General features: G+C 67.9%; 23 protein-coding genes. 9 read left to right on the top strand and 14 right to left on the bottom strand.

Annotated features, from left to right (window positions below; all coding sequences use genetic code 11):
* Positions 1-6 precede the first annotated feature (6 nt).
* The 7 genes from ASC91_RS10585 to ASC91_RS10555 all read right to left on the bottom strand — a co-directional run bounded on the left by ASC91_RS10585 (position 7) and on the right by ASC91_RS10555 (position 7368).
* The gene (locus ASC91_RS10585; protein ID WP_056196172.1) at positions 7-1767 is read right to left on the bottom strand and encodes a family 16 glycosylhydrolase; all 1761 of its coding nucleotides are present in this window, start codon (positions 1765-1767) and stop codon (positions 7-9) included.
* Between the two features lie 5 nt (positions 1768-1772).
* The gene (locus tag ASC91_RS30640; protein ID WP_056196167.1) at positions 1773-2387 is read right to left on the bottom strand and encodes a PEP-CTERM sorting domain-containing protein; all 615 of its coding nucleotides are present in this window, start codon (positions 2385-2387) and stop codon (positions 1773-1775) included.
* A gap of 17 nt (positions 2388-2404) precedes the next feature.
* A complete protein-coding gene (locus ASC91_RS10575; RefSeq protein WP_056196164.1) occupies positions 2405-3076 on the bottom strand; it encodes a PEP-CTERM sorting domain-containing protein in 672 nt (223 codons plus the stop codon).
* A gap of 189 nt (positions 3077-3265) precedes the next feature.
* Positions 3266-4744, bottom strand: coding sequence for a carotenoid oxygenase family protein (locus ASC91_RS10570; RefSeq protein ID WP_056196162.1), 1479 nt, complete (start codon positions 4742-4744; stop codon positions 3266-3268).
* A gap of 12 nt (positions 4745-4756) precedes the next feature.
* Positions 4757-5188: a DUF2141 domain-containing protein gene (locus ASC91_RS10565; RefSeq protein ID WP_056196160.1), complete on the bottom strand. Its 432-nt coding sequence runs from the start codon at positions 5186-5188 to the stop codon at positions 4757-4759.
* Positions 5189-5291: 103 nt separating this feature from the next.
* Positions 5292-6413 carry a 3-deoxy-7-phosphoheptulonate synthase gene (locus tag ASC91_RS10560; protein WP_056196157.1) on the bottom strand — a complete coding sequence of 374 codons (1122 nt, stop codon included), beginning with the start codon at positions 6411-6413 and terminating at the stop codon, positions 5292-5294.
* A 28-nt stretch (positions 6414-6441) separates the two neighbouring features.
* Positions 6442-7368, bottom strand: coding sequence for a DMT family transporter (locus tag ASC91_RS10555; protein WP_082532589.1), 927 nt, complete (start codon positions 7366-7368; stop codon positions 6442-6444).
* A gap of 100 nt (positions 7369-7468) precedes the next feature.
* On the opposite strand from ASC91_RS10555, the gene ASC91_RS10550 reads away from it, so the two are divergent.
* The 4 genes from ASC91_RS10550 (at position 7469) to ASC91_RS10535 (ending at position 12058) form a co-directional block, all read left to right on the top strand.
* A complete protein-coding gene (locus tag ASC91_RS10550; RefSeq protein ID WP_056196153.1) occupies positions 7469-8410 on the top strand; it encodes a LysR family transcriptional regulator in 942 nt (313 codons plus the stop codon).
* A 14-nt stretch (positions 8411-8424) separates the two neighbouring features.
* Positions 8425-9465: a quinone-dependent dihydroorotate dehydrogenase gene (locus tag ASC91_RS10545; protein WP_056196149.1), complete on the top strand. Its 1041-nt coding sequence runs from the start codon at positions 8425-8427 to the stop codon at positions 9463-9465.
* Between the two features lie 8 nt (positions 9466-9473).
* Positions 9474-9971: a hypothetical protein gene (locus tag ASC91_RS10540; RefSeq protein WP_056196146.1), complete on the top strand. Its 498-nt coding sequence runs from the start codon at positions 9474-9476 to the stop codon at positions 9969-9971.
* Positions 9972-10036: 65 nt separating this feature from the next.
* Positions 10037-12058 carry a S9 family peptidase gene (locus ASC91_RS10535; protein ID WP_056196144.1) on the top strand — a complete coding sequence of 674 codons (2022 nt, stop codon included), beginning with the start codon at positions 10037-10039 and terminating at the stop codon, positions 12056-12058.
* A gap of 111 nt (positions 12059-12169) precedes the next feature.
* On the opposite strand, the gene ASC91_RS10530 is transcribed toward ASC91_RS10535, so the two are convergent.
* The 7 genes from ASC91_RS10530 to ASC91_RS10500 all read right to left on the bottom strand — a co-directional run bounded on the left by ASC91_RS10530 (position 12170) and on the right by ASC91_RS10500 (position 21244).
* Complete coding sequence (locus ASC91_RS10530) at positions 12170-12652, bottom strand: FxDxF family PEP-CTERM protein (RefSeq protein WP_056196142.1); 483 nt, start codon at positions 12650-12652, stop codon at positions 12170-12172.
* Between the two features lie 203 nt (positions 12653-12855).
* Positions 12856-15183, bottom strand: a complete 2328-nt coding sequence (gene parC / locus ASC91_RS10525) for a DNA topoisomerase IV subunit A (protein WP_056196139.1) — start codon at positions 15181-15183, stop codon at positions 12856-12858.
* Positions 15180-15836, bottom strand: a complete 657-nt coding sequence (locus ASC91_RS10520; RefSeq protein WP_157281428.1) for a lytic transglycosylase domain-containing protein — start codon at positions 15834-15836, stop codon at positions 15180-15182. The genes parC and ASC91_RS10520 overlap by 4 nt, the downstream gene beginning before the upstream one ends.
* The gene (locus ASC91_RS10515) at positions 15833-16357 is read right to left on the bottom strand and encodes a GNAT family N-acetyltransferase (RefSeq protein ID WP_056196136.1); all 525 of its coding nucleotides are present in this window, start codon (positions 16355-16357) and stop codon (positions 15833-15835) included. Before ASC91_RS10515 ends, ASC91_RS10520 begins: the two co-directional genes overlap by 4 nt.
* A gap of 76 nt (positions 16358-16433) precedes the next feature.
* Entirely contained in the window at positions 16434-17465 is a 1032-nt protein-coding gene (locus ASC91_RS10510; RefSeq protein ID WP_056197205.1) for a histone deacetylase family protein, read from the bottom strand.
* Positions 17466-17609: 144 nt separating this feature from the next.
* Positions 17610-19160: a S8 family serine peptidase gene (locus ASC91_RS10505; protein ID WP_056196133.1), complete on the bottom strand. Its 1551-nt coding sequence runs from the start codon at positions 19158-19160 to the stop codon at positions 17610-17612.
* Positions 19161-19249: 89 nt separating this feature from the next.
* On the bottom strand, positions 19250-21244 hold the full coding sequence (locus ASC91_RS10500; protein WP_056196131.1) for a DNA topoisomerase IV subunit B: 1995 nt from the start codon (positions 21242-21244) through the stop codon (positions 19250-19252).
* A gap of 66 nt (positions 21245-21310) precedes the next feature.
* Here ASC91_RS10500 and ASC91_RS10495 point away from each other — a divergent pair, with 66 nt between their 5' ends.
* The 5 genes from ASC91_RS10495 to dapA are packed head-to-tail and all read left to right on the top strand — an operon-like array spanning position 21311 to position 25455.
* The gene (locus tag ASC91_RS10495; protein WP_157281425.1) at positions 21311-22678 is read left to right on the top strand and encodes an amidohydrolase family protein; all 1368 of its coding nucleotides are present in this window, start codon (positions 21311-21313) and stop codon (positions 22676-22678) included.
* 13 nt (positions 22679-22691) lie between these two features.
* Entirely contained in the window at positions 22692-23906 is a 1215-nt protein-coding gene (locus ASC91_RS10490; protein WP_056196125.1) for an MFS transporter, read from the top strand.
* A complete protein-coding gene (locus ASC91_RS30635; protein WP_268795250.1) occupies positions 23903-24028 on the top strand; it encodes a hypothetical protein in 126 nt (41 codons plus the stop codon). The genes ASC91_RS10490 and ASC91_RS30635 overlap by 4 nt, the downstream gene beginning before the upstream one ends.
* Positions 24025-24543 carry a bifunctional 2-polyprenyl-6-hydroxyphenol methylase/3-demethylubiquinol 3-O-methyltransferase UbiG gene (locus ASC91_RS10485; RefSeq protein ID WP_056196122.1) on the top strand — a complete coding sequence of 173 codons (519 nt, stop codon included), beginning with the start codon at positions 24025-24027 and terminating at the stop codon, positions 24541-24543. Before ASC91_RS30635 ends, ASC91_RS10485 begins: the two co-directional genes overlap by 4 nt.
* 30 nt (positions 24544-24573) lie before the next feature.
* Entirely contained in the window at positions 24574-25455 is an 882-nt protein-coding gene (gene dapA, locus ASC91_RS10480; RefSeq protein ID WP_056196119.1) for a 4-hydroxy-tetrahydrodipicolinate synthase, read from the top strand.
* The last annotated feature ends 16 nt before the right edge of the window (positions 25456-25471 follow it).

The following is a 25471-nucleotide window of genomic DNA, read 5'->3' as shown; positions in this document are numbered from 1 at the left end:
TCCGGCTCACTTCATCACCACGCTCCTGACCGCCGAATCGGTGGCCAGTTGGCTCCTGCTATCCCAGGACGTGAATCGGTATTCCACGACGTCACCCTTCTTCAGCCCTCCCAGCGTGTACCGGCTGGCAGCGCCGTCCTGGCGCATGCGCACGGTCCGGGTCTCGCCGCCGTTGACCGTGTAGTGCGCGTCCACCCAGCCCGTCGCGTTGGCGGCGAGTTCGAGGGTGGTCGCACCGGTCTGCGTCGAGGCCGTCGGCACGGCGGCCGTCTTGGCAAGCGCCGGCGCCGTCACGGCCACGGCGTTCACAGCCGCCACGCCCGAGTCCCAGATGATGTCGTCGAAGGCCATCTGGAAGGACGCGGCCGGATTGGAGCCGTCCACGCTGAGGAACTCGAACAGCGAGTTCATGGACTGCAGCGCCACCAGCGGCCCGGCGATCTCAGCCACGGGAATCGTCGCCGTGCCCCATTCACCGTTGCGCACCAGGCCGTAGGCCGTGGTGTTGGCAGGGAAGGTCACCCAGCTGTGGTTGGTGTAGTTGTCCAGGATGCCGATCTTGAACGCGACGTTGGCGGGCGCCTTGATCTTCAGCTTGATGTTGCCGCCACGGAAACCGCTCATGTCGTGCGTCTGGCGCGACTGGACGGCGCCGCCGAACCACTGCCCCGGCGCGAAGTAGTTCAGGGCCAGCACGTTGGAGCCCTCAAACGGCGGGATGTTGCCGCCGCTCATGGAACCGGTGTTCCAGATGAAGAAGTCCGCCGACGCGCCGAGCGCCTGGCCGTTGGTGACCGGCGTGTTGTCGGTGAAGACCCCGAACTTGCCGGCCTCGGGCGTGATGCCGACGCCCAGCTTCACCTCGCCCTTGCCGTCCAGCTCATAGACACGCACATAGTCCACGTACATCGTCGCGGGCAACGGCGCGGTGATCTGCGCAGGCGTGGCGGCCGGCGTGAAGTTGCCGCCGACAGCCATGTTCATCAGCAGATAGAACGGCTCCTGCAGCGCTGGCGAACCCACCGTGGAGATGGGCGCCTTGTACATGTCAAGTTCACGGCCGTTGTCCACCAGCGTGAAGCGGATCTGCGTGTCAGTCCAATACAGGCGATACAGCACGAAGCGGTTGGCCAACGAGCGCGTGGGCGTGACCCAGTTCTTGGTCTGCCAGGCAGTTGACGCGGCGCAGCTTTCGTTGCCGGGCACGCAGGCGGCCTGGTTGAAGGTGATGACGTTGGAACCGACGAACTGGTCCGGCGACACGGCGGGCAGGCCCGCGGGCTGGCGGCCGCCCTGCTCCATGATGTCGATCTCGCCCTTGCGCGGCCAGGCCTGCGGACTGGTGCCCAGCAGCCACAGGGCCGGCCACAGGCCGACGCCGACCGACGGCGTGGCCGCGCGGATTTCGATCATCCCGTACTTGACCTGCACCTTGCCCGCCGAGTCCAGCTTGCCGGAGGTGAACTGGTTGGCGCCCATCACCTCGCGCTTGGCCGTGATGGCCAGGGCCCGCGTGGCGGGCTCGAAAGGCACGTTGACGATGCTGAGGTTGTTGGGGCGGTAGTACTCCAGCTCCTGGTTGCCGTAGCCGCACAGGCCGATCTGGCAGCCGTTGCCGTCATAGGTCGACCAGAGCGCGCTGTCGAGGCTGGCGCCGTTGAATTCCTCGGACCAGAGCAGCTTGCCGATGACGGGGCTGGTGACGCTGGCGGAAGCGATGGCACTGGCGGCCAGCAGCAGGCCGCCGATGAGGGTTTGGCGATTCATGGCATTCATCCTTGCTGGCGGTTGCGACGCAGGCGGGCCCCGACGACGAGGGCGCCCAGGGCCATCAAGCCGTAGGTCGAGGGCTCGGGCACGGCGCTGGTGACGGTGATGCGGGTGGCCGGCGCGCCGGTGAAGCCCGTGTTGACCGCCTGCCAACTGCCGGACGAGGAGAAGGCCCAGGCGGCGCTGGGCGAATCGGTGCCGCTCTGCCATTGGCCGGCGAAGCCGGCGTCGGCCTGGGTCACCAGCCAGTAGCTGCCGGCGGCCAGGTTCCAGCCGCTGGGCGCCAACGCCGTGTTGGCCCAGGGATCGGTCAAGTGCGTGCTGTAGAGCCAGCTGTTGCCGGCGGGCACGGCGCCCTGGCGGGCCATGATGCCGACGGTGATGCCGCCCACGCCGTCGATGGACGTGAGGATGGACTGGATGGTGGTGGCGCTGCTGATATCGAAGGCGACGGCGAGGTCCTGGCCCTGGCCCAGCAGTGAGGCCCAGCCGCTGACGTCATCGCCGGGGCCATAGGTGTTGATGACGACGGTGCCGGCGGCGCTGGCGTGGGCGGCCAGGCCGCAGAGCAGCAGCGACGCGCCGATCCTGGAGAGGGTGTGAATCTTGGCTTGCATGGCTTGTCTCCTCGGGTTCAGGCGCGGCGGCGGCGGACGATGGCGCCGACGGTGACCAGGCCCGCCAGCAGCAGCGCGTAGCTGCCCGGCTCGGGCACGGCGGCGACGTTCAGGGCGAACTGCAGGTCGTCGACGAGGACGGCGTTGGCGCGGTTCTCCAGGATCGGGCCGACGGCGGTGCCGATCTCGATGAAGACCGAGGTCGTGCCGACCGGGATGGCCACCGCCTGGAAGCTGACCTGCGTCCAGCTGCTGGTGCTCAACTGGCCCTGGAACTGCTGGTTGAGGGCCGTGCTGATGATGCCGTTGGCGCCCATGTAGCGCAGCGTGACGAAAGCGTTGCCGGTGGTGCTGGCGTCGCCCTTGGCCCAGAAGCTCAGCCAGGGCGTGTCGCCGACATTGGCAGCACCCAGCGCCGACATGCCGCCGTGGCCGACGGAGTCCTGGAGCGCGATGGAGGCATCAAAGCCGTTGGGCGCGCTCAGCAACAGGGCAAAGCTGCCGGAGTGAGCGTCACTGGACAGCGTGGCCGGGCTGCTGGTGGCGGCAGTCAGCCAGCCCGCGGCGAGTTGGCCCGGGCCGCCCGCGGCTTCAAAGCTGCCATTGGCGAAGGCGTTGGTGGTGGCCGCGCCGGCGGTGCCGGCCAGCAAGAGGGTGGCCATCGCCACGCAGGTCTTCAGATTCAGCATGTTGTCGTCTCCATGGTGTTGACTGGGGAAGGAATCCCGAAACGAGGCGACGACGAACTGCTGCCGATCGCCGAAAGTGAAAGCGCTTTCTGAAAGCGCTTTCAACAAACGGCGCGACCATAGGTGGCTTGCAAAAGCCTGTCAATGCGGAGTCCCCTGCCCCGTTCTCGAAGCAGGGGGGCTTGAGGGTCAAGCGGCGTAGAACTTGCCGTGGAAGCCGTAGGGCACGGCGTAGGGCAGCCAGGCACGGGCCAGCGGGCCGTCGGCCAGGCGCATCGCGTCGAAGACGGTGAGGAAGCTGCGGCGGCGCTTCACGTCGTAGCCCATGCCGACCAGCCAGCCCTCCCCCTCCCGCGTGCTGCCGGGCTTGGGCACCAGCACATGCTCCTCGACGACGGTGTCGTTGCCGAAGCTGAAGCGCTCGCGCGCGCCGCTGTCGATGTCCAACCGCATCAGGCCGTTGAAGCCCCAGCGCGCGCCGATATCGATGGCGGTCGGGTACCAGACGAAGCGGTGGCGCCGGGCGACGACTCGCGGGTCGACGACGGGGAACTCGACGGCCTCGTCTCGCGCAGCGATGTTCAGCCGCCCGCTAGCCAGGTCGATCTGCAGCACCCGCGGCGTCGACACGTCGCGCGCCGTGCGCTCGCCGCGCATGATCTGCCGGGCGCCGGCGTTGAACTCCGGCAGCGGCGTGCTCTGCACATAGTCCAGGCGCAGCATGCGGCCGTCGTCCCAGGCATTGCCGAAGTGAAAGACCTGGACGGCCGGCATCTCGAAGCTGCGCTGCTTCGAGAAGTCGGCCTTGTCGACGACGAGCACGCGCGTCGGTTGCTCTCCGGCCCAGCGCATCGCGTCGACCATGGAGGCCCCAGCGCGCACGGCCGCCATGTCCATGGTGATGGGCGCCAGCAGGAAGACGAGGTGGCGCTGCGACACCGCGAAGTCATGGAGCATGGCCGGAGCCTGAACATCCAGCAGCGCATGGCGGCGCACGGTACCGGCGGCATCGAGCTGGTAGACGGCCAGCCGACCGTTGGCCGTGCCGAAGTTCCACACCGTGCCGTCGGGCTCGACCTTGGGATGGGCCGAGAAGGGCATGCCACGCAGCTCAGGCGCCCAGGTCTTGACGCCGCGCGTCGCGAGCGTCGCCGGGTCCAGCTCATAGGCGCTGCCGCCCTCCCACAAGGCGTAGAGGTGCTCGCCTTGCAGCAGCACGCTGGTGTTGGCCACGTTGACGCTGTCGGGCCCGCGCACCGGCAGTTCGGCCTTGATGGCCGTACCGAAAGCGGGCAGCAGGAAGCGGCCGGCCTCTTGCTCGGCGCGGAACTTGGTCGTTTGCACGAAGCGGGCGCGGTGGCTGGCGCGGCCGTCCTGCAGTGTCCAGGACTGAACCAGGCCATCGCCGTCGAACCAGTGGTGGTAGCGCTGGCCGGCGCGTTGCATCAGGCCAGGACCATTGCGGAAGTAGCGGCCGCGCAGCGCGGCGGGCAGGCGCCCTTCAACGACGGCGCTGGCGTCCAGGTTCTCGCCATTCAAGCCACGCAGCGGCAAGAGTTCCGGCGCATCGGCAGCGAAGGTATCGATCGGCAGGCCCAGGGCCAGCAGTTCGGGGCTGAGGCCGCCGGCCAGCAGCGCGGTCAGCAGTGAACGACGGGTCGTGCTCATGGCCGTCCCCGCTCAGTTCAGCTTGACCTTGACCGACGCACCGGTCACCGGTGTCACGACGGCCTGCTCGAACTTCGGTGGGCCGAAGGTGCCAGCAGCGTTGTTGGAGAAGCCGTAGGGCTCGACCGGAATGCCCATGGCGTTCATGTCCAGGCGGCCGTTGGCATTGGCGTCCTGGAAGAGGCTGAGCGCCAGCGGGCCTTCGGGCAGGTCCTTGAGCACGACGCTGAACTTGCCGCCAGTGGCCTCGGGGCCGAGAACGAAGCGCAGGCCGGTCTGCGGCTGGCGCAGCCAGTTGGCCGGCTCCGTGAAGACGGCCACCATCAGGGTGGCGCCCTGCAGGCGGCTCGTGTCCAGGCCCTCGACTTCGAGGGTGACGTCTGCCGCCTGGCTGCACAGCGGCAGCAGGGCAAACAGGGCGGAGGCAAGGGCTTGGTGTTTCATCGCGATCTCCAGGGTTCAGCAGTGGGATGGCTGAATGTTGGAGATCGCCCCGCCGCGGCGCGAGCGCGCTGCGACGGGTGGGCGCCGGGCGGCGCGAACGGATTTAGCCGCGCCTTGTGCGGACGGCCATCGCGAGCTCGCGCAGCAACGGCTCGGTCTGGGCCCAGCCCAGGCAGGCGTCGGTGATGGACACGCCGGGCTTCAGGTCAGCCTTGGTCTGGCCCTCGGCCAGATCCTGGCGGCCGGGCTGCAGATGGCTTTCGATCATGACGCCGGTGATGCGCTGGTCGCCCCCTGCGATCTGACCCGCGACGTCATGGCCGACATCGACCTGGCGCTCGTACTTCTTGCTGGAGTTGGCGTGCGAGAAGTCGATCATGACCTGCTCGCGCAGGCCCGAGGTCTTGAGCGCATCGCAGGCAGCGTTGACGGACGCCGCGTCGTAGTTGGGCGCCTTGCCGCCGCGCAGGATGACGTGGCAGTCCTCGTTGCCGCGGGTCTCGAAGATGGCGGCCGTACCCATCTTGGTCATGCCCATGAAGGCATGCGCGCTGCTGGCGGCCAGCACGGCGTCGCTGGCGACCTTGATACCGCCGTCGGTGCCGTTCTTGAAGCCGACCGGGCAGCTCAGGCCCGAGGCGAGCTGGCGGTGGCTCTGGCTCTCGGTGGTGCGCGCGCCGATGGCGCCCCAGGCGATCAGGTCGGAGATGTACTGCGGCGACAGCAGGTCCAGGAACTCGGTGCCGGCCGGCAGGCCCAGCGCGTTCACGTCGAGCAGCAGTTGGCGCGCCAGGCGAAGGCCCTCGTTCATGTGGAAGCTGCCGTCCAGGCGCGGGTCGTTGATGTAGCCTTTCCAGCCCACCGTCGTGCGCGGCTTCTCGAAGTAGACGCGCATGACGATCAGCAGGTCGCTGCTCAGTTCCTCGCGCGCCGTCTTCAACAGGCGGGCGTAGTCCATCGCCTGGTCGTGGTCGTGGATGGAACAGGGGCCGACGATGACAAGCAGGCGGTCGTCGCGGCCATGCAGCACGTCACTGATCTGCTGACGGGCCTGCTCGACCAGCTCCAACGTCGCGTCGGGGATGGGAAGCTCCTCGAGCAGCAGGGCCGGGCTGATCAGCGCGCGGACGGCACCGATGCGGGTGTCATCGGTACGCGTGGTGTCGCGCGTCTCGTCGCGGGAGCCCGCTTCGCGGTCGTGGTGGGGATCGTCTAAAGGTTTCATTGCAGGGCTCCAGGCAAGCCCCGCATTTTCACCGCTTGGCGGCGGCAAAGCACACCGCCAGCGCAGAGAGGCCAAAACCGGCCAGCGCCAGCAGCTCCAGGCGCTCGCCCAGCAGCACGAAGCCCATCAGCGCCGACACGCCCGGGATCAGGAAGAACAGCCGCGCCACCTGCCCCGCCTGGCCGCGGCGGATCATGATGAACATCAGGCTGAAGGCGCCGATGGAGTTGACGAGGCCCAGCCACAACCACGACCCGATCAGCTCGGGCGCCCAGTCGATGGCAAAGCCCTCCGTCGGGCCAGCCACCGCGGCGACGGCCAGGGCCGACACGGCCATCTGCACGCCGGCACCGCTGCGCAGGTCCATGTGGGCGCAGAAGCGCTTCTGGTAGAGCGTGCCGGCGACGAGGCCGAGCAGGCCCAGGCCGGCCACGGCGTAGGCGGTCCAGGCGCCGTTCAGCGGCTTGTCGGCGATGACCAGGGCCACGCCGGCCAGCCCACCGAGCAGAGCGAGCAACTGGCGCCGGCCAATGCGCTCGGCCAGCCACAGGTGTGCGCCCAGCGCCGTCGCCAGCGGCATCAGCCCGATCAGTAGCCCGGCCACGCCGGCGCTCAGGCCCCATTGCAAGGCGAAGTAGATGCAAGAGAAGTGCAGCACCTGCATCAGCAGGCCGACGACGGCCAGATGCGCCCAACCGCGCGCCCGGTGCGGCCAGGGCGCGCCGGTGGCCATGGCTACAGCGAGCAGCACGACAGCGGCGAGGCCGAAGCGCAGGGTCAGCAAGGTCAGCGGCCCGGTGTGCGGCAGGGCCAGCTTGCCGGCGACATAGCCGCTGCTCCATAGCAGGATGAAGAGCAACGGCAGGCTGGACGCGACGACAGCGCTCAGCAGCCGATCGATCGGGCCGGGCCGGAAGGACCGGGCCATGCAGGGCGACAACGATGTGGTGGACATGGCAGCTCCTTGAAGGGATGGCTGCACTCTAGGAATCAATGATTAAGGACACAATCCATCCAATATTAGATTCAGAGTTTCCAAACGGAGCACAGTTACCATGGGCCGCCTTGAAGACTTGCAAGCCTTCGCCCGCGTCGTCGACGCCAAGGGCTTTTCGGGCGCCGCACGCCTGCTGGGCACGACCAAGTCGGCCGTCAGCAAGCAGGTGGTGAGGCTGGAGGGCCAGCTCAGCACGCGGCTACTGCACCGCACGACGCGCAGCGTGAGCCCAACGGCCGAGGGCCGGGCCGTCTACGAGCGCGCGTTGCGGCTGCTGGACGAGTCGCTGGCGCTGGAGACTGAGTTGGCCGGCCGCCGCGACGAGCCGCGCGGCGTGCTCCGGCTGTCGGTGTCCACCGCCTTCGGCAACCTGCAGTTCACGGCGCTGATGGCGGCGTTCTGCGCGCGGTACCCGCAGATCGACATCGTGCTGGGGCTGAACGACCGCTATGTCGACCTGGCCGAGGAAGGCTTCGATGTCGTGCTGCGGCTGACGCACAAGCCGTCGGACGGGTTGGTGGCGCGGCGGCTGGCAACGATCCGCTTCGTGCTTTGCGCCGCGCCGGCCTACCTCGAGACTCATGGCGAACCCCTGGCGGTAGCCGACATCTCCGGGCACCGCTGCCTGCGCTTTGGCTATCTGCAATCGCCCGACCGCTGGCGCTTCCGCCACGGCGAACTGGGCGAAGCCGAGGTCGAGACCCGCGGCGCGCTTCGCTTCGAAAGCGGGCTGACGGCCAACAGCAGCGAATCCCTGCGCGTGGCCGCCCTGGCCGGTCTGGGCCTGGCCGTGCTGCCCACCTATGCCGTCGGCGCAGACCTGCGCGCGGGGCGGCTCAAGGCCGTGCTGCCCGACTGGCAGCCGGTCGGCGGCCTGGCCGACGCCGACACCCTCTACGCCGTCTACCTGCCCAGCCGCCACCCGGCGCCCAAGGTGCGGGCGCTGATCGACTTCATGCTGGAGAAGATGGGCGACGTGCCCCCGTGGGATCGCGACTGAGAGAATCAAGGGCTATGCCGTTGATCCCCTACGCCCTTACCCGCCCCTTCCTGTTCGGCCTGGACCCCGAGCACGCCCACGAGCTGACGCTGAACAGCATCGCGAAGCTGCAGAACACGCCCGCGCAACTGCTCTGGTGCGGCGAACGCATCAGCGATCCGGTCACCATCGCCGGCCTGCGCTTCCCGAACCGCATCGGCCTGGCCGCCGGCCTGGACAAGAACGGCCGCTGCATCGACGGCCTGGGCGCGATGGGCTTCGGTTTCATCGAGGTCGGCACCGTGACGCCCAAAGGCCAGCCGGGCAACGACAAGCCGCGCATGTTCCGCCTGCCCGAAGCCCACGCGCTGATCAACCGCCTGGGCTTCAACAACGAGGGGCTCGCAAGCTTCATCGCCAACGTGAAGCGCGCCCACAGCTTCCGCAAGGCCGGCGGCATCCTCGGCCTGAACATCGGCAAGAACGCCGCGACGCCCATCGAGAACGCTGCGGACGACTACCTGCTCGGCCTGGAGGGCGTGCATCCGCATGCCGACTACATCACCGTCAACATCTCCAGCCCCAACACCAAGAACCTGCGCGCGCTGCAGAGCGACGAAGCACTGGGTGCCTTGCTGGGCACGCTGCAGCAGCGCAAGCAACAGCTCGACAGCCAGAGCGGTCGGCGCGTGCCGATGTTCGTCAAGATCGCGCCAGATCTGGAGGAAGACCAGGTTGCCGTCATCGCCCAGACGCTGAAGGCCAACGGCATCGACGGCGTCATCGCCACGAACACGACGATCGCGCGCGACGCCGTCAAGGGCCTGCCCTATGCGAACGAGATGGGTGGCCTGTCGGGCGCCCCGGTCTTCGAGGCCAGCAACCGCGTCATTCGCCTGCTGCGCGCCGCCCTGCCGGCGGGCTATCCCATCATCGGTGTGGGCGGCGTCATGAGCGGTGCCGACGCGCGCGCCAAAATCACCGCCGGTGCCGACCTTGTGCAGGTCTACACCGGCCTCATCTACAAGGGCCCGGGCCTCGTCAGCGACTGCGCGAGGGCCCTGGCCCAGCGTTGAATATCGCCATGCGACTCGCCGCCCTCGCTCTCTGCGCCGCACTGCTCACCGGCTGCGCGACGCCGGATCGCGATGCGCGGCTGAAGCCCGGCGTCAGCGGCGAGATGGACGTCATCGCACTCTATGGCCAGCCGGTGCGCACCTGGCCCGAGGCTGACGGCGGCCGGACGCTCGAATATTCGAGCCAGCCTATGGGCCGGCACAGCTACATGGTTCGCCTGGCCGTCGATGGCCGGCTGGTCCGCATCGAGGACGGCCTTTCCCCTGCCGGCCGCGCCCGCATCGTGCCGGGCATGACGCCCGAACAAGTCAGCCGCATCCTCGGCCGCGAGCGCACGCGCGTGTTCTTCCGCCTCAGCGGCGAAGACGTCTGGGACTGGACCATCGAGCCCGACCAGGCGGGCTATGGCCTGCGCTTCAACGTCCACTTCAAGGACGGCGCCGTCGTTCGCACGACGCAGAGCATGGTGTTCCCGAGTCGGCTCTTCCCAGGCTTCGATGATTGACGCCCGCAAGGGCACATTACCGTTGCGGGTCGAGTAGGCTTCGGCCCCGTTTTCAGGGAGAAGTCATGAGAATCATCGCGCAGGCCAGCGTCACGCTGGCCCTGTTGTCGTCTGCACTCGCCGGCGCCCAGGCGCCCAAGCTACCCATCGAGGCCTTCTTCAGGCCGCCGGCTTTCGAGCGCGCCGTGCTGTCGCCTGACCAGAGCCGCGTCGCCGTCCTCGTCAACCGCCCTGGCGAGCGCACCAAGCTCGCGCTGGCTCGGGTAGACGACGACAGCCCCACCGACGTCGTCGCAGCCGTGGACCGGCTCGACGTCGCCAGCGTCCACTGGCTCAATCCCAACCGGCTGGTCTTTCAGGCCTGGCAGCGCCACGAACTGCGCGACACGCCAGTCTCCACGGGCCTCTGGGTGCTGGACGTGCGCAGCGGCGAGGTGACGCAGCTGATCTCCACGCGCTTCAACATCAACCCCGGCCAGGCCCAGACCGGCACGCGCATCAAGGAAGCCGTTGACAAACTGCTGCCCTGGAACTGGCGGTTGCTGCGCGCGCTGGACGACGACAGCGACGACGTCATGGTGCAGCGCTACACCTGGGACGAGAACGGCGAGTTCAGCCACGAGGTGCTGGGCCGGCTCAACACGCGCACGGGCAAGCTGACGCTGGTTACCGACAACGTGCCCAACCGCGTGGCCGAGTGGCTGGTGGACGGCAAGGGCCAGCCGCAGGCCTGCATCACGATGGAGGGCGCGGGCTTCGGCGTGCATCTCTTCGACGCCGAGACCCGGTCCTGGAAGCTCTGGCGTTCCGGCCGCCGCAACATCGACCCCATGCCGATGCCGCTGGCGCGCCTGCCGGGCGGTGACCTGCTCGTGGCCGGCCATGACGCGGCCGAGTCCAAGGGCGACATCCGCATCGTGCAGCGCCTCAGCGCGATGGGCGACAGCCGCCAGACCCTGCTCTCCATCCGTGGCTACGACTGGACCGGCCACCCGGTGCTGGACCGCGACAGCGGCCGGTTGATCGGCCTGCGCTACGAGGCCGATGCCGCTGACACCGCCTGGTTCGACAAGGACATGAAGGCCCTGCAGGCCGAGATCGACAAGCTGCTACCCGCCACCGTCAACGCCATCAGCTGCCGCGACTGCCTGAAGGACAAGCGCGTGCTGATCCACGCCGCATCCGACCGCCAGCCTGAAATCATTTACGCCTATGACCGCGACAGCCGCCAGCTGAAGATGCTGTTCCGGTCGCGTCCGTCCGTACGTGCCGCCGACATGGCGGAGCGCGAGGTTCTGCGCGTGAAGACCCGCGACGGCCTGGCCATGCCCGTGCAACTGACCAAGCCGCTCGGTGCGGCCGCCTCGCGTCCAGCGGTCGTGCTCGTGCACGGCGGCCCCTGGGTGCGGGGCAATCACTGGTACTGGAACGACATGGCGCAATTCCTCGCCAACCGCGGTTACCTCGTCATCGAGCCGGAATTCCGGGGCAGCGAGGGTTACGGAGAGCACCATGAAAACCTTGGCCGCAAGCAATGGGGCCAGGCCATGCAGGCCGACCTCGCCGACGCCGCCCAATGGGCCGTCGACAAAGGGCTCGCCGACCCCAAGCGCATCTGCGTCGCCGGTGCCAGCTACGGCGGCTACGCCACGCTCATGGGCTTGGTGCGCAACCCGGAGCTCTTCCGCTGCGGCTTCGAGTGGGCGGGGGTTACCGACCCGGCCTCGCTGTTCAGCCGCAGCCACACCGACATTCAGAGCATGTGGGCCGAACACGACCTCAAGCTGCTGGTCGGCGACCCGGTGAACGACGCGGAGATGCTCGCCACCAATGCGCCCGTCAAGCTCGCCGCCAAGATCAAGCAGCCGCTGCTGATGGCCTATGGCGCCGAGGACCGCCGCGTTGAGGTCCAGCAGGGCGTCGACATGAAAAAGGCCCTGGAAGCCGCAGGCCATCGAAGCCTGGAATGGGTGGTGTACCCCAACGAGGGCCATGGCTGGCGCTCGTTGGAGACGAGCGTGGACTTCTGGGGCCGCGTGGAGCGCTTCCTGGAGCGCCACATCGGCGCCGCAGCGGCCACCCCTTAGTCGATCGAGTTTGAGACGCCCATGAAAAAGCCCTGGATCAGGATGACCAGGGCTGTACGGGTCGTGAGCTGCCTGCGCGCCGTTGGGAGCGCGCAGGCAGTTCAACCGCGATCAGGAATCGCGGCGGCGACGCGAGGCGAGGAAGCCGATGACGCCCAGGCCTGCACCCAGAAGGGCGTAGGTTTCGGGTTCCGGCACCGCAGCCGCGACAGAGCTGATGGCGTATGTGGACGAGCCGGTAGCGCCACCCAGGACGGAGTAGTAGTAGCTGCCCGAACCCAGCGCCACGGTGTTTGCGGTGTTAAATCCCCAAGCGCCCACAAAGGAATCGTCACCGCCACCAACCATGTGGTCAGCTCCTGAGGAGTACAGCGTGTAAGCCGAACCCAAGAAGCTGCCGGGATTGGCGATCACGCTGCTGGTCAGCGTGCTGCTGGTACCAAGCGAGAACGAAAAGGTGTCGAACACGGCGCCAGAGACGGTGTTGCCACCGACTTCAAACGCATCATGCGCCCCCCAGTTGAAGGAAGCAGCTTGGCTGCTGAGCGCGGTTAGAGCCACCACGGATGCGGCGGCGAGGTTTTTCAATTTCATTGCGTAGCTCCTGACTTTGGACGGTCAAGCACAACCGCCGGAAACCATTGTGCAGTGCAGCGAAGACTGTTGAATCGCCTGCATACCCCTTGCACTAGGGACATCACGGGCCGGGTTTGTAGCAACTTGTAAACGCCGCCCTAAGCTTTGTCAGATGTGCACCAAGTCACGGCCGGCTGTCACCTTTTCTGAGCGCATGCACCTTATTCGGCCGTCAGGCGCGCGACCTTCTGCAGGCCGTCCACCGCTTTGCCCTTGCGGGCGCGTTTGCCAGCGTGGGCAGCCAAGGACTGGTTCTTCAGCAATTCCTCGCGCGGCTTGCCGCCGCGGCCGCTGCCGAGCACCCGCAACTGGGTCGTGAAGCAGGCGATGGAGGCGACGGTGTCCTTGGCCTCCAAATCCATCAGCATCAGGCCCTTGCCGCCCTTGGGCTGGTGCTTGAGTTCATCCAGCGGGAAGCTCAAAAGACGCCCCTGGGCGCTCAGCACGCCGAGCTGGAGAGCGACTGCGTCGTTAGGCACTGCGGTCAGGAGCGGCAGCTCGCCGTCGTCAAGCGCAAGGAAGGTCTTGCCGGCCTTCTGGCGCCCGACCAGGTCGCCGATCTGGGCGATCAGGCCATAGCCGGTCGAACCGGCAAACACCAGGCGCTGGTTCGGTGCACCGGCAACGTAATGGGCGATCTGGCTGCCCGTCTCCAGCTCGATCATGGTCGTGATGGGCTGGCCGTCGCCACGGCCACCGGGCAAGGTCGAGATGGGGACGGAGTAGACCCTGCCGTTGCTGCCGACCACGATGAGGGGATCGACGCTGCGGCAGCGGAAAGCCCCCCACAGCGTGTCGCCGGCCTTGAAGGTCTGGGCGGCGATGTCGACCTCGTGGCCCTTGAGCGCCCTCACCCAGCCCTTCTGGCTGACGATGACGGTGACCGGCTCGTCGACGATCTTCACTTCGGCAACGACGCGCTTGTCGGCCTGGATCAGCGTGCGGCGGTCGTCGCCGAACTGCTTGGCGTCAGCCTCGATCTCCTTGATGACGGTGCGGCGCAGCGCCGAGGTGGAGCCGAGGATGTCTTCCAGCTTCGTGCGCTCATCGCGCAGCTTGGACAGCTCCTGCTCGATCTTGATGGCCTCCAGCCGTGCCAATTGACGCAGGCGGATTTCAAGGATGTCTTCCGCCTGACGGTCGCTGAGCTTGAAATGCTCGATCAGCGCGGCCTTGGGCTCGTCGGACTCGCGAATGATGCGAATGACCTCGTCGATGTTCAGCAGCACCAGCTGCCGGCCTTCGAGCACATGGATGCGGTCGTTGACGTGGGCCAGGCGATGCTCGGTGCGGCGGCGCACCGTCGTCTGGCGGAAGCCCACCCACTCGGCCAACACCTGGCGCAGGCTCTTCTGTGTCGGCCGGCCGTCGGCGCCGATCATCGTCATGTTGACGGGCGCGCTGCTCTCCAGGCTGGTGTGGGCCAGCAGCGTGTTGATCAGGTCCTGCTGCTCGACGGTGCGGCTCTTGGGCTCGAAGACGATGCGCACGGCCGCGTCCTTGCTGGACTCGTCGCGCACGCCGTCCAGCACCGCAAGCAGACTGGCCTTGAGCTGCAACTGGTCGGCCGACAGTGTCTTCTTGCCCGCCTTGACCTTGGGGTTGGACAGCTCCTCGATCTCTTCCAGCACCTTCTGCGCACTGGTGCCATGCGGCAGTTCGGTGACGACGAGCTGCCACTGGCCGCGCGCCAGATCCTCGATCTTCCAGCGGGCACGCACCTTCAGGCTGCCCCTGCCCGAGGTGTAGGCCGCGCGGATGTCCTCAGGCGCGCTGATCAGCTGGCCGCCGCCAGGGAAGTCCGGGCCGGGGATCAGGTCGAACAGCGCTTCGTCGGAGAGCTTGTCGTCCTTCAGCAGCGCCACGGCCGCAGCGGCCACCTCACGCAGGTTGTGGCTGGGAATCTCGGTAGCCAGGCCCACGGCGATACCGCTGGCACCGTTCAGCAGCACGAAGGGCAGGCGCGCCGGCAGCTCGACCGGTTCCTGTGTGGTGCCGTCGTAGTTGGCGCGGAAGTCCACCGTGCCTTCGTCGATCTCGTCCAGCACCAGGCGGGCGATGGGCGCCAGGCGCGCTTCCGTGTAGCGCATCGCCGCAGCGCCGTCGCCGTCGCGGCTGCCGAAGTTGCCGTGGCCGTCGATCAGCGGGTAGCGCAGCGAAAAGTCCTGCGCCATGCGCACCAGCGCGTCATAGACCGACTGGTCGCCATGCGGGTGGAAGTTGCCGAGCACGTCGCCGACGACCTTGGCGCCCTTGACGGGCTTGGCACCGGAGTTGCCGCTCCAGCCCAGGCCCAGGCGCTGCATCGCGTAGAGGATGCGGCGTTGCACGGGCTTTTGCCCGTCGGCATAGGACGGCAGCGCGCGTCCCTTGACGACGCTGAGCGCGTATTCGAGATACGCCTGCTGGGCGTAAGCGCCCAGCGTCAGCGTGTTGTCGCCACCGTCGTCGGTGGGCGGGTTGAAGTCGATGGGGGTCTGGGAACTCATGGATGCAAGGTCAAACGCTGCGCGCGGGCCGGTTGGCTCTGCTGCAGCAGGGCCCAGTACAACTCGAGGACGAGATGCACGTGGGCCTGGGTTTCATCGATGTCGGGCACGCGGTTGCCGGCCCGGCGCACGGCGCCTTCGCCGGCATTCCAGGCCGCCAAGGCTGCGTCGATGCGGCCAAAGCGGCGCATCAGATCGGCCAGCATGCGGGCGCCGGTGTGAATGTTGATACGGGGCTCGATCAAGCGCGCCGCCTCGGCAGGCGAGGCGTAGCGGCTGGCCGTTTCGGGCGTGATCTGCATCAGGCCCGTTGCGCCGCGCGGGGACACGGCGTTGCGCTGGTAGCCGGACTCGACCGCAATGATGGCCTTCAGCAGGTCGGCGTCCACGCCGTGCTGGGCGGCGGCCTCGCGCACCCAAGGCTGGACGGCCTTCACTTCGGGAGCGATGTCCAGCCAGTTCAGCAGCGCCAGGCCCGCGTCCGTCTTGCCCGGCACGCGCTTCATGCCGACGCTGCCGAGCACGGGGACATAGCGCGCGTCGAGTTGGCGCGGCGCGAAGTGGGCCATGCCGGCTGAGTCGACATAGCCCCACAGCTCGGCATGCACCGGCAGTGCCAGGCCGGCCAGCAGCAGGAACAGCCATGGCTTCATGCGGCCTCCAGCCCGAGGGCCACGCGCGCCTGGAATTCGCGGTCCAGCAGCGACATGACGATCAGCGAGTCATAGCCGTCAGCGCCGTCGGTTGTCACGCGCACGCTCTCACGCAGCCGGCCTTCCTCGACAAAGCCTTCGCTGCGATACAGCTCGAGGGCGCGCGTGTTCAGCGCCGTCACGTCCAGCCAGAAGCGATGGGATTTCAGCTGCGTGAAAGCCATGGCCTTGAGCTGGCGTACGGCCGAGCGCCCCAGGCCGCGGCCCTTGGCCTGCAGCACCAGGCGCTTCAGCTCGACCGAGCCGTTCGGGTTGCGGCAGCCCTGCAGGATGACAAAGCCGATGCGCTCCAGAGCGTCGCCCTCTTCAAGGATGAAGTGGCGTGAGTCGGGAAAGCGGATGGCGCCTTCGTGCTGCGGGCGCTCCCAGGGCGTGATGAAGGGCAGGTTGGTACCGTCGCGCTCGACCGAGACGACCCAGTCAAGATCGGACAGCATGGTCGGGCGCAGGCGCAGGCTCATGGGACCTCCCGCCGGGCCGCCCCAAGGGAGGTCCAGCCCCCTCGGGGGGCCGTGAGCGGAGCGAACGTGGGGGTCGTCATTCAGTCTCGAACCCAGCCAGCACGGCGACGACGTTGCGGCCGATGGCCTCGGTCGCGTAGCCGCCTTCCTGCAGGAACAGCGTCGGCGCGCCGAAGCGGGCAATGCGTTCGCCCATGCGGCGGAACTCGGGCTCGTCCAGCTTGAAGTGCGAGATCGGGTCGCCGCCGTAGGTGTCCACGCCGAGGGACACGATGAGCAGATCAGGTTGATAGGCGGTCAACCGTGCAAGCGCCGCGTCCAGTGCAGCGAACCAGTCGTCGTTGTCCACGCCCACCGGCAGCGGGAAGTTGGCATTGAAGCCGACGCCCTCGCCTGCGCCGGTCTCGTCGGCATGACCGAGGAAGAACGGGTACTCGGTGCGCGGGTCACCGTGGAGGCTGGCGAAGAACACGTCGGCGCGGTCGTAGAAGATGGCCTGGGTGCCGTTGCCGTGGTGGTAATCCACGTCCAGGATGGCCACACGAGCCAGGCCCGCGTCGCGTGCAGCCTGCGCGGCAACGGCGGCGTTGTTGATGAAGCAGTAGCCGCCGAAGAAGTCGGCGCCGGCGTGATGGCCAGGAGGGCGCGTCAGCACATAGGCCGAGCGCTCACCGGCCAACACCAAATCGAGTGCGGTCAGCGACGCCTGCGCGCCGGCATGGGCCGCAGCCCAGCTGCCGGCCGTCAGCGGCGTGCCACTGTCCATCGAATACAGGCCCATGCGGGCCGCGAAACTTATCGGCTCGAGGTCACTGCGCAACGAACGCACCGGCCACACGGCCGGGAAGGCATCGCCCTCGCCACCGGTGGAGAGCCACTCGGCGTGCGCGCCCTCGATGAAATCCAGGTAGCGCGCTGAATGCACACGCTCCAGCGGCGCGCGGCCGTGGTCGACCGGCGCGAGCACCTCACCCAGGCCCGCAGCCCTCACCGCCTGCAGGATGTAGTCGGCGCGCGCCGGGACCTCGAAGGCCGGCACCAGCCGGCCGCGGAAGAACTCGTGCGTGGCCGCGTGCAGCGCGTGCCCGGCGTTGAAGACCGTCTGCATCAGGCCCCCGATCCGCTCGGCTGAGCGCGGCTCCACCCGGCGGGCAGCGTCGCGGGGCATTGGCAAATGGCGGGGGCGGGGGCGGTCATCACGGCGCGGGATTGTGCCGCGCTTTGACTCTGTCCCCGGCGCCGGGGCGCCTGCTCAGTTGCCGCAGCCCAGCGCGGCGATGCGGTCGTGCGCTGCCTTGGCCTGCACGAGGCCGTTACCGTAGTAGTCGTCACGGCCGGGGGCGCCAAGGTCCAGCGCGCTCTTGTTCAGCGACGCACGCAATTGCGTGGCCGTGCAACCGGCATGCAGGCTCCACACCAGGGCCGCAACGGCGGATGCATGGGGCGTCGCCATCGACGTGCCGCTGTAGCTGGCGTACAGGTCGGGCAGGCCGAAGACGGCGACGCTGGCCGACTGGCCGAGCTGGCCCAGCAGGGTCGCGCCGTCTGCCTGGGTGGCCCCGACGGACGGGATGGTCGTCACGGTCTCACCCAATGTGCCGAGCAGGTCGCCCGTCGTGTTGTTGTAGATGACCGCACCGACGCCGCCGCTGCTCTGGCAGTTCAGCACCTTGTCGGCGAAGGCGATGGTGCCGCGCTGGATCAGGCAGACCTTGCCGTTCATGCTGCCCGGCGTGGCGGCGCTGCCAAGGCCGAAGTCGGCCAGTGAACCGCTGGCGCTGCTGCGGGGTGAACCGTCCATGGACTGCACGGTGAAGCTGCCGCCAGCGACGGTCAACGAGGCGCCTGTCTGGCTGTAGGCCGGCACGGTCGACAGCACGGCCACACCGGGGGCGGCGAGCTCGACGTCAGCGTTGAACTGCGAGAAGCTGGCAACGAGCTTGTTGGCGTCGACAGCTGCAATCGACACGACCTCGGCGAAGGCGGCCGGGTAGGACAGCGTGTTGTCACCTTCGTTGCCGGCTGCCGCGACCAGCAGGATGCCCTGGCTGGCCAGCTTGGCCACGGTGCGCGCCTCGGTGCGGCTGCCGGTGGCGCCACCCAGCGACATGCTGATGACGTTGGCGCCGGCGCGCCCGCAACCCAACATGGCACGCGAGATCACCGCGTCGCTGGCGCTGCCGCTGGCGTCGAAGACCTTGGCGATATGCAGGTTCAGGCGGCCCGACGGCGCCACGCCGACGACCCCGACCGCGTTGTTCAGCGCCGCGATCGTGCCGGCCACATGGGTGCCGTGAGAGTTTTCGTCCGTGTTCCAGGCGCCGGACTTGGTGAAGTTCTGGCCCGTCATCGGGATGCCGGCCAAATCCTCGTGGGTGCCATTGATGCCCGAGTCGACGATGCACACACGCCGGTTGCCGGCCTGGGCGTCGGAAAGCTGATCGGCCTGCACCATCGCAATGCCGTAGGGCGCGACCTGGGCCTGCGAGCCGGCGACGCGGATGCTGCGATTGCCGAGGATGTGACGCTCGACCGGTTCATCGACGAAATCGACCTGGGCGTGGCGGGCCAGTGCCTTGGCGGCGCCGCGCGGCATGCTGACGACGAGAGCGTCGATCTCGGACAAGTCCTCGACGACGCGACCGCCACCGCGACCGACCTCGGCGCGCACAGCGCCACCGCCGTTGACCTTATGGCCAACGATGAGCTCGACTTCGTCCTTGGGCGCGGCGAGGGCCGCCGACATGGCGGCGGCACCGAGGCAGAGAACGACGGCGCGGATCGCAAACTTGTGCTGACGCATGGCAGCTCCTTTGAATAGGGTGGGCGCCATTCTTCGCCGCCCATCACCCGCGTCAACAGAGAGTCACCCCGCCCCCTAGCTTGGGGGGCTCAGACGTCAATCTCGACCGTGTCGCCGTGCAGCTCCATCAGCTCGCGGCGCGAGGCGGCCTCGCCCTTGCCCATCAGCTTGTTGAAGGCGTCCACCGTCGCGCCGAAGTCGAGCTGCCCGTATTCCACGCGCGACAGGCGGCGGGTCTCGGGATTCAGCGTCGTGTCCCACAGTTGCTCGGCGTTCATCTCGCCCAGGCCCTTGAAGCGGCTGATGCTCCACGAGCCCTCGCGGGCGCCTTCCTTGCGCAGCTTGTCCAGCGTCGCGGTCAGCTCGCCATCATCCAGCGCGTAGAGCTTGGCGGCCGGCTTCTTGCCCCGCGCTGGCGCATCGACGCGGTACAGCGGCGGACGGGCAACGAACACGTGTCCGGTCTCGACCAGCTTGGGGAAGTGGCGGAAGAACAGCGTCAGCAGCAGCACCTGGATGTGGGAGCCGTCGACGTCGGCGTCCGACAGGATGCAGACCTTGCCGTAGCGCAGGCCGCTCAGGTCCGGCGTGTCGTTGGGGCCGTGCGGGTCCACGCCCAGCGCGACCGAGATGTCGTGGATCTCGTTGTTCTTGAACAGCAGGTCGCGCTCGACCTCCCAGGAGTTCAGCACCTTGCCGCGCAGCGGCAGGATGGCCTGCGTCTCCTTGTCGCGGCCCATCTTGGCGCTGCCGCCGGCAGAGTCGCCCTCGACGAGGAAGACCTCGTTGTGCAGCAGGTCGCGGCTTTCGCAGTCGGTCAGCTTGCCGGGCAGCACGGCCACGCCGGAGCCTTTTCGTTTTTCAACTTTCTGACTGGCGCGTTGCCGAGTTTGTGCCTGCTTGATGACCAGCTCGGCCAGCTTCTTGCCATGGTCCACATGGTGGTTCAGCCACAGCTCCAGGGCCGGCTTCACGTACGCCGACACCAGGCGCAGCGCGTCACGCGAGTTCAGGCGCTCCTTGGTCTGGCCCTGAAACTGCGGGTCCAGCACCTTGGCGGACAGCACGAAGCTGGCGCGCGAGAACACGTCGTCAGGCATCAGCTTGACGCCCTTGGGCAGCAGCGAGTGCATCTCGATGAAGCCCTTGACCGCGCCGAACAGGCCGTCCTTCAGGCCCGACTCGTGCGTACCGCCGGCGACCGTCGGGATCAGGTTCACATAGCTCTCGCGCAGTGGTGCGCCGTCCTCGGTAAAGGCCACGCACCAGGCGGCGCCCTCGCCTTCGGCAAAGTTCTCGCTCTCGCCGGCGGTGGCAAAGCCCTCGCCCTCGAACAGCGGGATCAACGGGTCGCTGTTGAGCGACTGCGCGAGATAGTCGCGCAGGCCGGCCTTGTAGAGCCAGGTGGTCGTCTCGCCGGTCTTCTCGATCTTCAGTGTGACGGTCACGCCGGGCATCAGCACGGCCTTGGAGCGCAGCAAGTGCACCAATTCGTGCTTGGGCAGCTCGGCGCTCTCGAAGTACTTGGCCTCGGGCCAGACGCGCACCGTCGTGCCCTGCTTGCGGTCACCGCTGGCAGCGGGGCGGGTGACGACCTGCTGCTTCACGTCGCCGTGCTCGAAGGCGATGCCAGCCACCTGTTTGTCGCGCCACACGGCCACTTCCAGCCGCTTGGCCAACGCATTGGTCACCGACACGCCCACGCCGTGCAGGCCGCCGGAGAAGCTGTAGGCGCCGCCCGAGCCCTTGTCGAACTTGCCGCCGGCATGCAGCCGCGTGAAGACGATCTCGACGACGGGCACGCCTTCTTCCGGGTGCAGGCCGAAGGGAATGCCCCGGCCGTCGTCGGCGACTGACACCGAGCCATCGGCATGCAAGGTCACGTCGATGCGCTTGCCAAAACCGCCCAGGGCCTCGTCGGCGGCGTTGTCGATGACTTCCTGGATGCAGTGCAGCGGGTTTTCGGTGCGGGTGTACATGCCCGGCCGCTGCTTGACGGGTTCCAGGCCCTTGAGAACGCGGATGGAAGCTTCGCCATAAGCGGCAGGTGCAGCGGCGGGAGAGGAAGACGGACGGCTCGACATAGGGGCGGGATTCTATGGACGCGCTCGGGCTAGGATTCGCGGCCCCCGAAGAGCGAGTGTTCGAGCTTGAGATTCCTGACTGCCTTTTTGCTGCTGGCCTGTGGACTCGCGCAGGCGCAAGGCCCCTCCCAACCGCCCTACCAAGCCAGCGCCCCGCTGTCCTGGGAACTGAAGAACGCGCGCTGGTTCGACGGTCAGAAGATCCAGCGCGGCAGCCTTTACGTCGAAAACGGCGTCTTCGTCGCCAGGAAACCGGCCAAGGTCAACCGCAAGATGGACATCCACGGCCAGCAAGTCCTGATCAACCCGCTGGCCGAGGCGCACAACCACAATCTGCAGACTGCTTGGGGCTGGGGCCAGTACGCGCAGACGTATCTGGACGAAGGCGTGTTCTACGCCGCCATGCTGTGTGGCGACCCGGCCGGCGTCGCCGAGGTCAAGCCGCTGACCGCCACGCCCGCGGCACCGGACGTCAGCTTCGTGACCGCCTGCATCACGTCCAGCGACGGCTACCCGCTGGCGGCCGTGCTGCCCGAACCCAGCGCCGAGGCGGCCGCGGCGCAGAAGCAGATCGTCCTCGTCGACAGCCCCGAGCTGGCGCTGGCGCAGTGGCCGGCCATCAAGGCCCGCGGCGGCAACTGGCTGCGCATCGTGCTGGCGCACAGCGAGCGCCCCGAGCTGCGCGGCCGACCGGAGATGTTTGGCCGCCTGGGCCTGACGCCCGAGACCGCCAACGCGCTGACCCGGCTGGCGCGCGCGGACGGCCGCCGCGTCGTCGCCCATGTGGAAACTGCAGCCGACTTTGATGCCGCACTGGCCGCTGGTGTCGACGCCATCGCCCACCTGCCCGGTTATGCCAACACATTGGACGAGGCGCCCGAGCGTTTCGCCATCAGCGAGGCCGCCGCCGCCCAGGCCGCGCGTCAGCACACCGCCGTCATCACGACGACGGCCGCCACCGCTCTCTTCAAGCTCGACGCCGCAACCCTGGCCGCGCTGAGGGACGTGCAGCGCGCCAACCTCGCAAGATTGCAGGCGGCCGGCGTGCAGTTGCTCATCGGCTCCGACGTCTTCGTCGGCACCGGCCGGGCCGAGCTGCACGCGCTGGACGACCTCGGCCTGGACCGTGCGACGCTGTTGCGGCTGGCCACGCGCGACACGCCGCTGGCGCTTTTCCCGGGCCGCAAGCTCGGCTGCTTCGACCCCGGCTGCGAGGCCAGCTTCCTGGTGCTGGGCGCCGACCCGCTGACCGACCTGGCCACCATTGACATGCCGCTGTTGCGCGTCAAGCAAGGCAGGCTGCTGACCCGACTGGCCGACGTGGCGGCGGCCAGCTCCCAAGCCAGCACCTCGACCGCCGACCCGCCGAAGAAGGCTGCCGCGAAGAAAAAAGGCGGCAAAGCCAAGACGCCCAGCAAGGCCAAACAGCGCTGATTACAGTCGCCGCATGAACACCCCCCGCCCCGCTTCCACCGGTTTGTCCGTCCAACAGGTGCTGCTGTGCGGTGCCATGATCGTCACGCTGTCGATGGGCATCCGCCACGGCTTCGGCTTCTGGCTGCAGCCCATCATCACGGAGCGCGGCTGGACGCGCGAGACCTTCTCTTTCGCGATGGCCGTGCAGAACCTCTCCTGGGGCATAGCCGGGCCGATTGCCGGCATGCTGGCCGACCGCTTCGGCGCCTGGAAGGTACTGATCGCCGGTGGCCTGACGTATGCCTGCGGCCTGCTGCTGATGGCCGTCACCAGCCACCCACTGAGCTTCACCCTCGGTGCCGGCGTGCTGATCGGCATCGCGCAATCGGGCTCCACCTACGCCGTCATTTACGGCGTGCTGGGCCGCACGGTGTCGCCGGAAAAGCGCTCCTGGGCCTTCGGCGTCGCGGCCGCGGCAGGCTCCTTCGGCCAGTTCGTCATGATCCCCGTCGAGACCTGGCTGATCAGCCATCTCGGCTGGCAGGGCGCCTTGTGGCTGCTGGCCGGCGCGGCCCTGTTGATCGTGCCGCTCGCGCTTGGCGTGCGCGAGCGCAGCGTGGCGGCCTTCAGCGGCGCCCACCAGAGCATTGGCCAGGCGCTGCGCGAAGCCTTCGGCTACCGCAGCTTCCAGCTGCTGATGCTGGGCTACTTCGTCTGCGGCTTCCAGGTCGTCTTCATCGGCGTGCATCTGCCGAGTTACCTGAAGGACCACGGCCTGGGCATCGGCGTGTCCACCGGCGCACTGATGCTGATCGGCCTGTTCAATATCTTCGGCACGTATGCGGCCGGCATGCTGGGCCAGCGCTTTCCCAAACGCTATCTGCTGTCAGCCATTTACGGACTGCGCGCCGTGGCCATCGTGACCTTCATCTCGGTGCCACTGACGCCGCTGAGCGTCTACATCTTCGCCGCGGTCATCGGCTTCCTGTGGCTGTCGACCGTGCCACCGACGAACGCCGTCGTCGCGCAGATCTTCGGCGCCCAGCACCTGTCCATGCTGGGCGGCTTCGTGTTCTTCAGCCACCAGATTGGCAGCTTCCTGGGCGTCTGGCTGGGCGGCAAGCTCTACGACGCGACCGGCAGCTACGACGTCGTCTGGTATCTCGCCATCGGGCTCGGTGTCATGGCCATGCTGGCCAACTTGCCAGTGCGTGAGACGCCCATCCTGAGGGCTCAGCCGGCATGAAGCCCGGCCGCTGGCTCTGGCCGACGCTGGCCGTCGCCGTGCTGGCGCTCACCGTCCTGGCCTACCGCCACCCGGCCGTCATGGTCCAGCTCAGCGAGCAGATCTGGGCCTGCTTCGGATGAGTGGCCGGCCCTCTGCCTGGTTGCAGCGCCTGGCGCCGACGCCGCCCGGTGCGGCCCTGGACGTGGCCTGCGGGTCTGGACGCAACCTGCATTGGCTGGTGGACGCCGGCTGGCAGGTCACGGGCATCGACCGTGACGCGGCCGCCACTGCGCCATTGCAAGACCTGGCCGAGATCATCAACGCCGACATCGAGAACGGCCCCTGGCCGCTGGCGGATCGCGAATTCGACCTGGTCGTCGTCTGCAATTACCTCTGGCGGCCGCTGTTCGATGACATCCGCGCTGCGGTCAGGCCCGGTGGCTGGCTGATCTGGGAAACCTTCGCCGACGGCCAGCAGACCCTCGGCAGGCCCTCCCGGCCCGACTTCCTGCTGCAGCGGGGCGAGTTGCTGCGCGTCTGCGAGGGGTGGCGCATCGTGGCTTACGAAGACCTGTTCGAGGACGGGGCTGATCTCGAAACCTCGCCGCGCTTCGTCCAGCGCGTTGCGGCCATGCGGCCGTCGCCGGCAGCCTAAAATCGCCAGATTCCTTAAGAAATTCCCACCATGAAGCCCATCCTCGGCAGCATCGTCGCCCTCGTCACCCCGATGAACGAGGACGGCAGCATTGACTACCCCGCCCTGCGCCGCCTGATCGACTGGCATGTCGAGTCCGGCACCTCCTGCGTCGGCGTCGTCGGCACGACCGGTGAGTCGCCCACGGTCAGCATGGAAGAGAACCGCGAAATCATTCGCGTCGCGGTCGAGCATGCCAAGGGCCGCATCCCCATCCTGGCTGGCACCGGCGCCAATTCCACCGCCGAAGCCATCGAGCTGAGCCGATATGCCAAGGAGGTCGGCGCGGACTGCACGCTGTCGGTCGTGCCCTACTACAACAAGCCCTCGCAGGAAGGCATCTACCAGCACTTCAAGGCCATCGCCGAGGCCGTGGACATCCCCATGATGCTCTACAACGTGCCTGGCCGGACGGTGGCCGATATGGCCCCTGAGACGACGCTGCGTTGCGCCAGCCTGCCCGGCGTCTTCGGCGTCAAGGAAGCCTCCGGCAATATTGAGCGCGCGGCCTATCTGATCAAGCACGCCCCGGCGGGCTTCCACGTCTACTCGGGCGACGACGGCACGGCGGTCGCGCTGATGCTGCTCGGCGGCCACGGCAACGTCAGCGTGACGGCCAATGTCGCGCCGGAGTTGATGGCTGAACTTTGCCGCCTGGCCATCGACGGCAACGCCGTCGAGGCGCGCAAGATCCATTTCAAGCTGCTCGGTCTGCACAAGCAGCTGTTCTGCGAGCCCAGCCCCGGCCCGGCGAAGTGGGCGCTGTCGCGCCTGGGCCGCTGCGGCGGTGCGCTGCGCCTGCCAATCACGCCGCTGACGGCTGCCGGCCAGGCCAGCGTCGGCCAGGCAATGGTTGAAGCCGGACTGCTCTGAGCCTCTGGTCTAATGC

Source organism: Pelomonas sp. Root1237 (genome assembly GCF_001425055.1).
Lineage (GTDB): Bacteria > Pseudomonadota > Gammaproteobacteria > Burkholderiales > Burkholderiaceae_C > Pelomonas.
Note: the sequence above shows the minus strand (reverse complement) of the source record. Positions and strands in the feature narration are given on the sequence as shown.

Bases quoted from the DNA above. Each gene is read 5' to 3' on its own strand.
- ASC91_RS10585 (WP_056196172.1), bottom strand. From the start codon at position 1,767: ATGAATCGCCAAACCCTCATCGGCGGCCTGCTGCTGGCCGCCAGTGCC.
- ASC91_RS30640 (WP_056196167.1), bottom strand. From the start codon at position 2,387: ATGCAAGCCAAGATTCACACCCTCTCCAGGATCGGCGCGTCGCTGCTG.
- ASC91_RS10575 (WP_056196164.1), bottom strand. From the start codon at position 3,076: ATGCTGAATCTGAAGACCTGCGTGGCGATGGCCACCCTCTTGCTGGCC.
- ASC91_RS10570 (WP_056196162.1), bottom strand. From the start codon at position 4,744: ATGAGCACGACCCGTCGTTCACTGCTGACCGCGCTGCTGGCCGGCGGC.
- ASC91_RS10565 (WP_056196160.1), bottom strand. From the start codon at position 5,188: ATGAAACACCAAGCCCTTGCCTCCGCCCTGTTTGCCCTGCTGCCGCTG.
- ASC91_RS10560 (WP_056196157.1), bottom strand. From the start codon at position 6,413: ATGAAACCTTTAGACGATCCCCACCACGACCGCGAAGCGGGCTCCCGC.
- ASC91_RS10555 (WP_082532589.1), bottom strand. From the start codon at position 7,368: ATGTCCACCACATCGTTGTCGCCCTGCATGGCCCGGTCCTTCCGGCCC.
- ASC91_RS10550 (WP_056196153.1), top strand. From the start codon at position 7,469: ATGGGCCGCCTTGAAGACTTGCAAGCCTTCGCCCGCGTCGTCGACGCC.
- ASC91_RS10545 (WP_056196149.1), top strand. From the start codon at position 8,425: ATGCCGTTGATCCCCTACGCCCTTACCCGCCCCTTCCTGTTCGGCCTG.
- ASC91_RS10540 (WP_056196146.1), top strand. From the start codon at position 9,474: ATGCGACTCGCCGCCCTCGCTCTCTGCGCCGCACTGCTCACCGGCTGC.
- ASC91_RS10535 (WP_056196144.1), top strand. From the start codon at position 10,037: ATGAGAATCATCGCGCAGGCCAGCGTCACGCTGGCCCTGTTGTCGTCT.
- ASC91_RS10530 (WP_056196142.1), bottom strand. From the start codon at position 12,652: ATGAAATTGAAAAACCTCGCCGCCGCATCCGTGGTGGCTCTAACCGCG.
- parC (WP_056196139.1), bottom strand. From the start codon at position 15,183: ATGAGTTCCCAGACCCCCATCGACTTCAACCCGCCCACCGACGACGGT.
- ASC91_RS10520 (WP_157281428.1), bottom strand. From the start codon at position 15,836: ATGAAGCCATGGCTGTTCCTGCTGCTGGCCGGCCTGGCACTGCCGGTG.
- ASC91_RS10515 (WP_056196136.1), bottom strand. From the start codon at position 16,357: ATGAGCCTGCGCCTGCGCCCGACCATGCTGTCCGATCTTGACTGGGTC.
- ASC91_RS10510 (WP_056197205.1), bottom strand. From the start codon at position 17,465: ATGCAGACGGTCTTCAACGCCGGGCACGCGCTGCACGCGGCCACGCAC.
- ASC91_RS10505 (WP_056196133.1), bottom strand. From the start codon at position 19,160: ATGCGTCAGCACAAGTTTGCGATCCGCGCCGTCGTTCTCTGCCTCGGT.
- ASC91_RS10500 (WP_056196131.1), bottom strand. From the start codon at position 21,244: ATGTCGAGCCGTCCGTCTTCCTCTCCCGCCGCTGCACCTGCCGCTTAT.
- ASC91_RS10490 (WP_056196125.1), top strand. From the start codon at position 22,692: ATGAACACCCCCCGCCCCGCTTCCACCGGTTTGTCCGTCCAACAGGTG.
- ASC91_RS30635 (WP_268795250.1), top strand. From the start codon at position 23,903: ATGAAGCCCGGCCGCTGGCTCTGGCCGACGCTGGCCGTCGCCGTGCTG.
- ASC91_RS10485 (WP_056196122.1), top strand. From the start codon at position 24,025: ATGAGTGGCCGGCCCTCTGCCTGGTTGCAGCGCCTGGCGCCGACGCCG.
- dapA (WP_056196119.1), top strand. From the start codon at position 24,574: ATGAAGCCCATCCTCGGCAGCATCGTCGCCCTCGTCACCCCGATGAAC.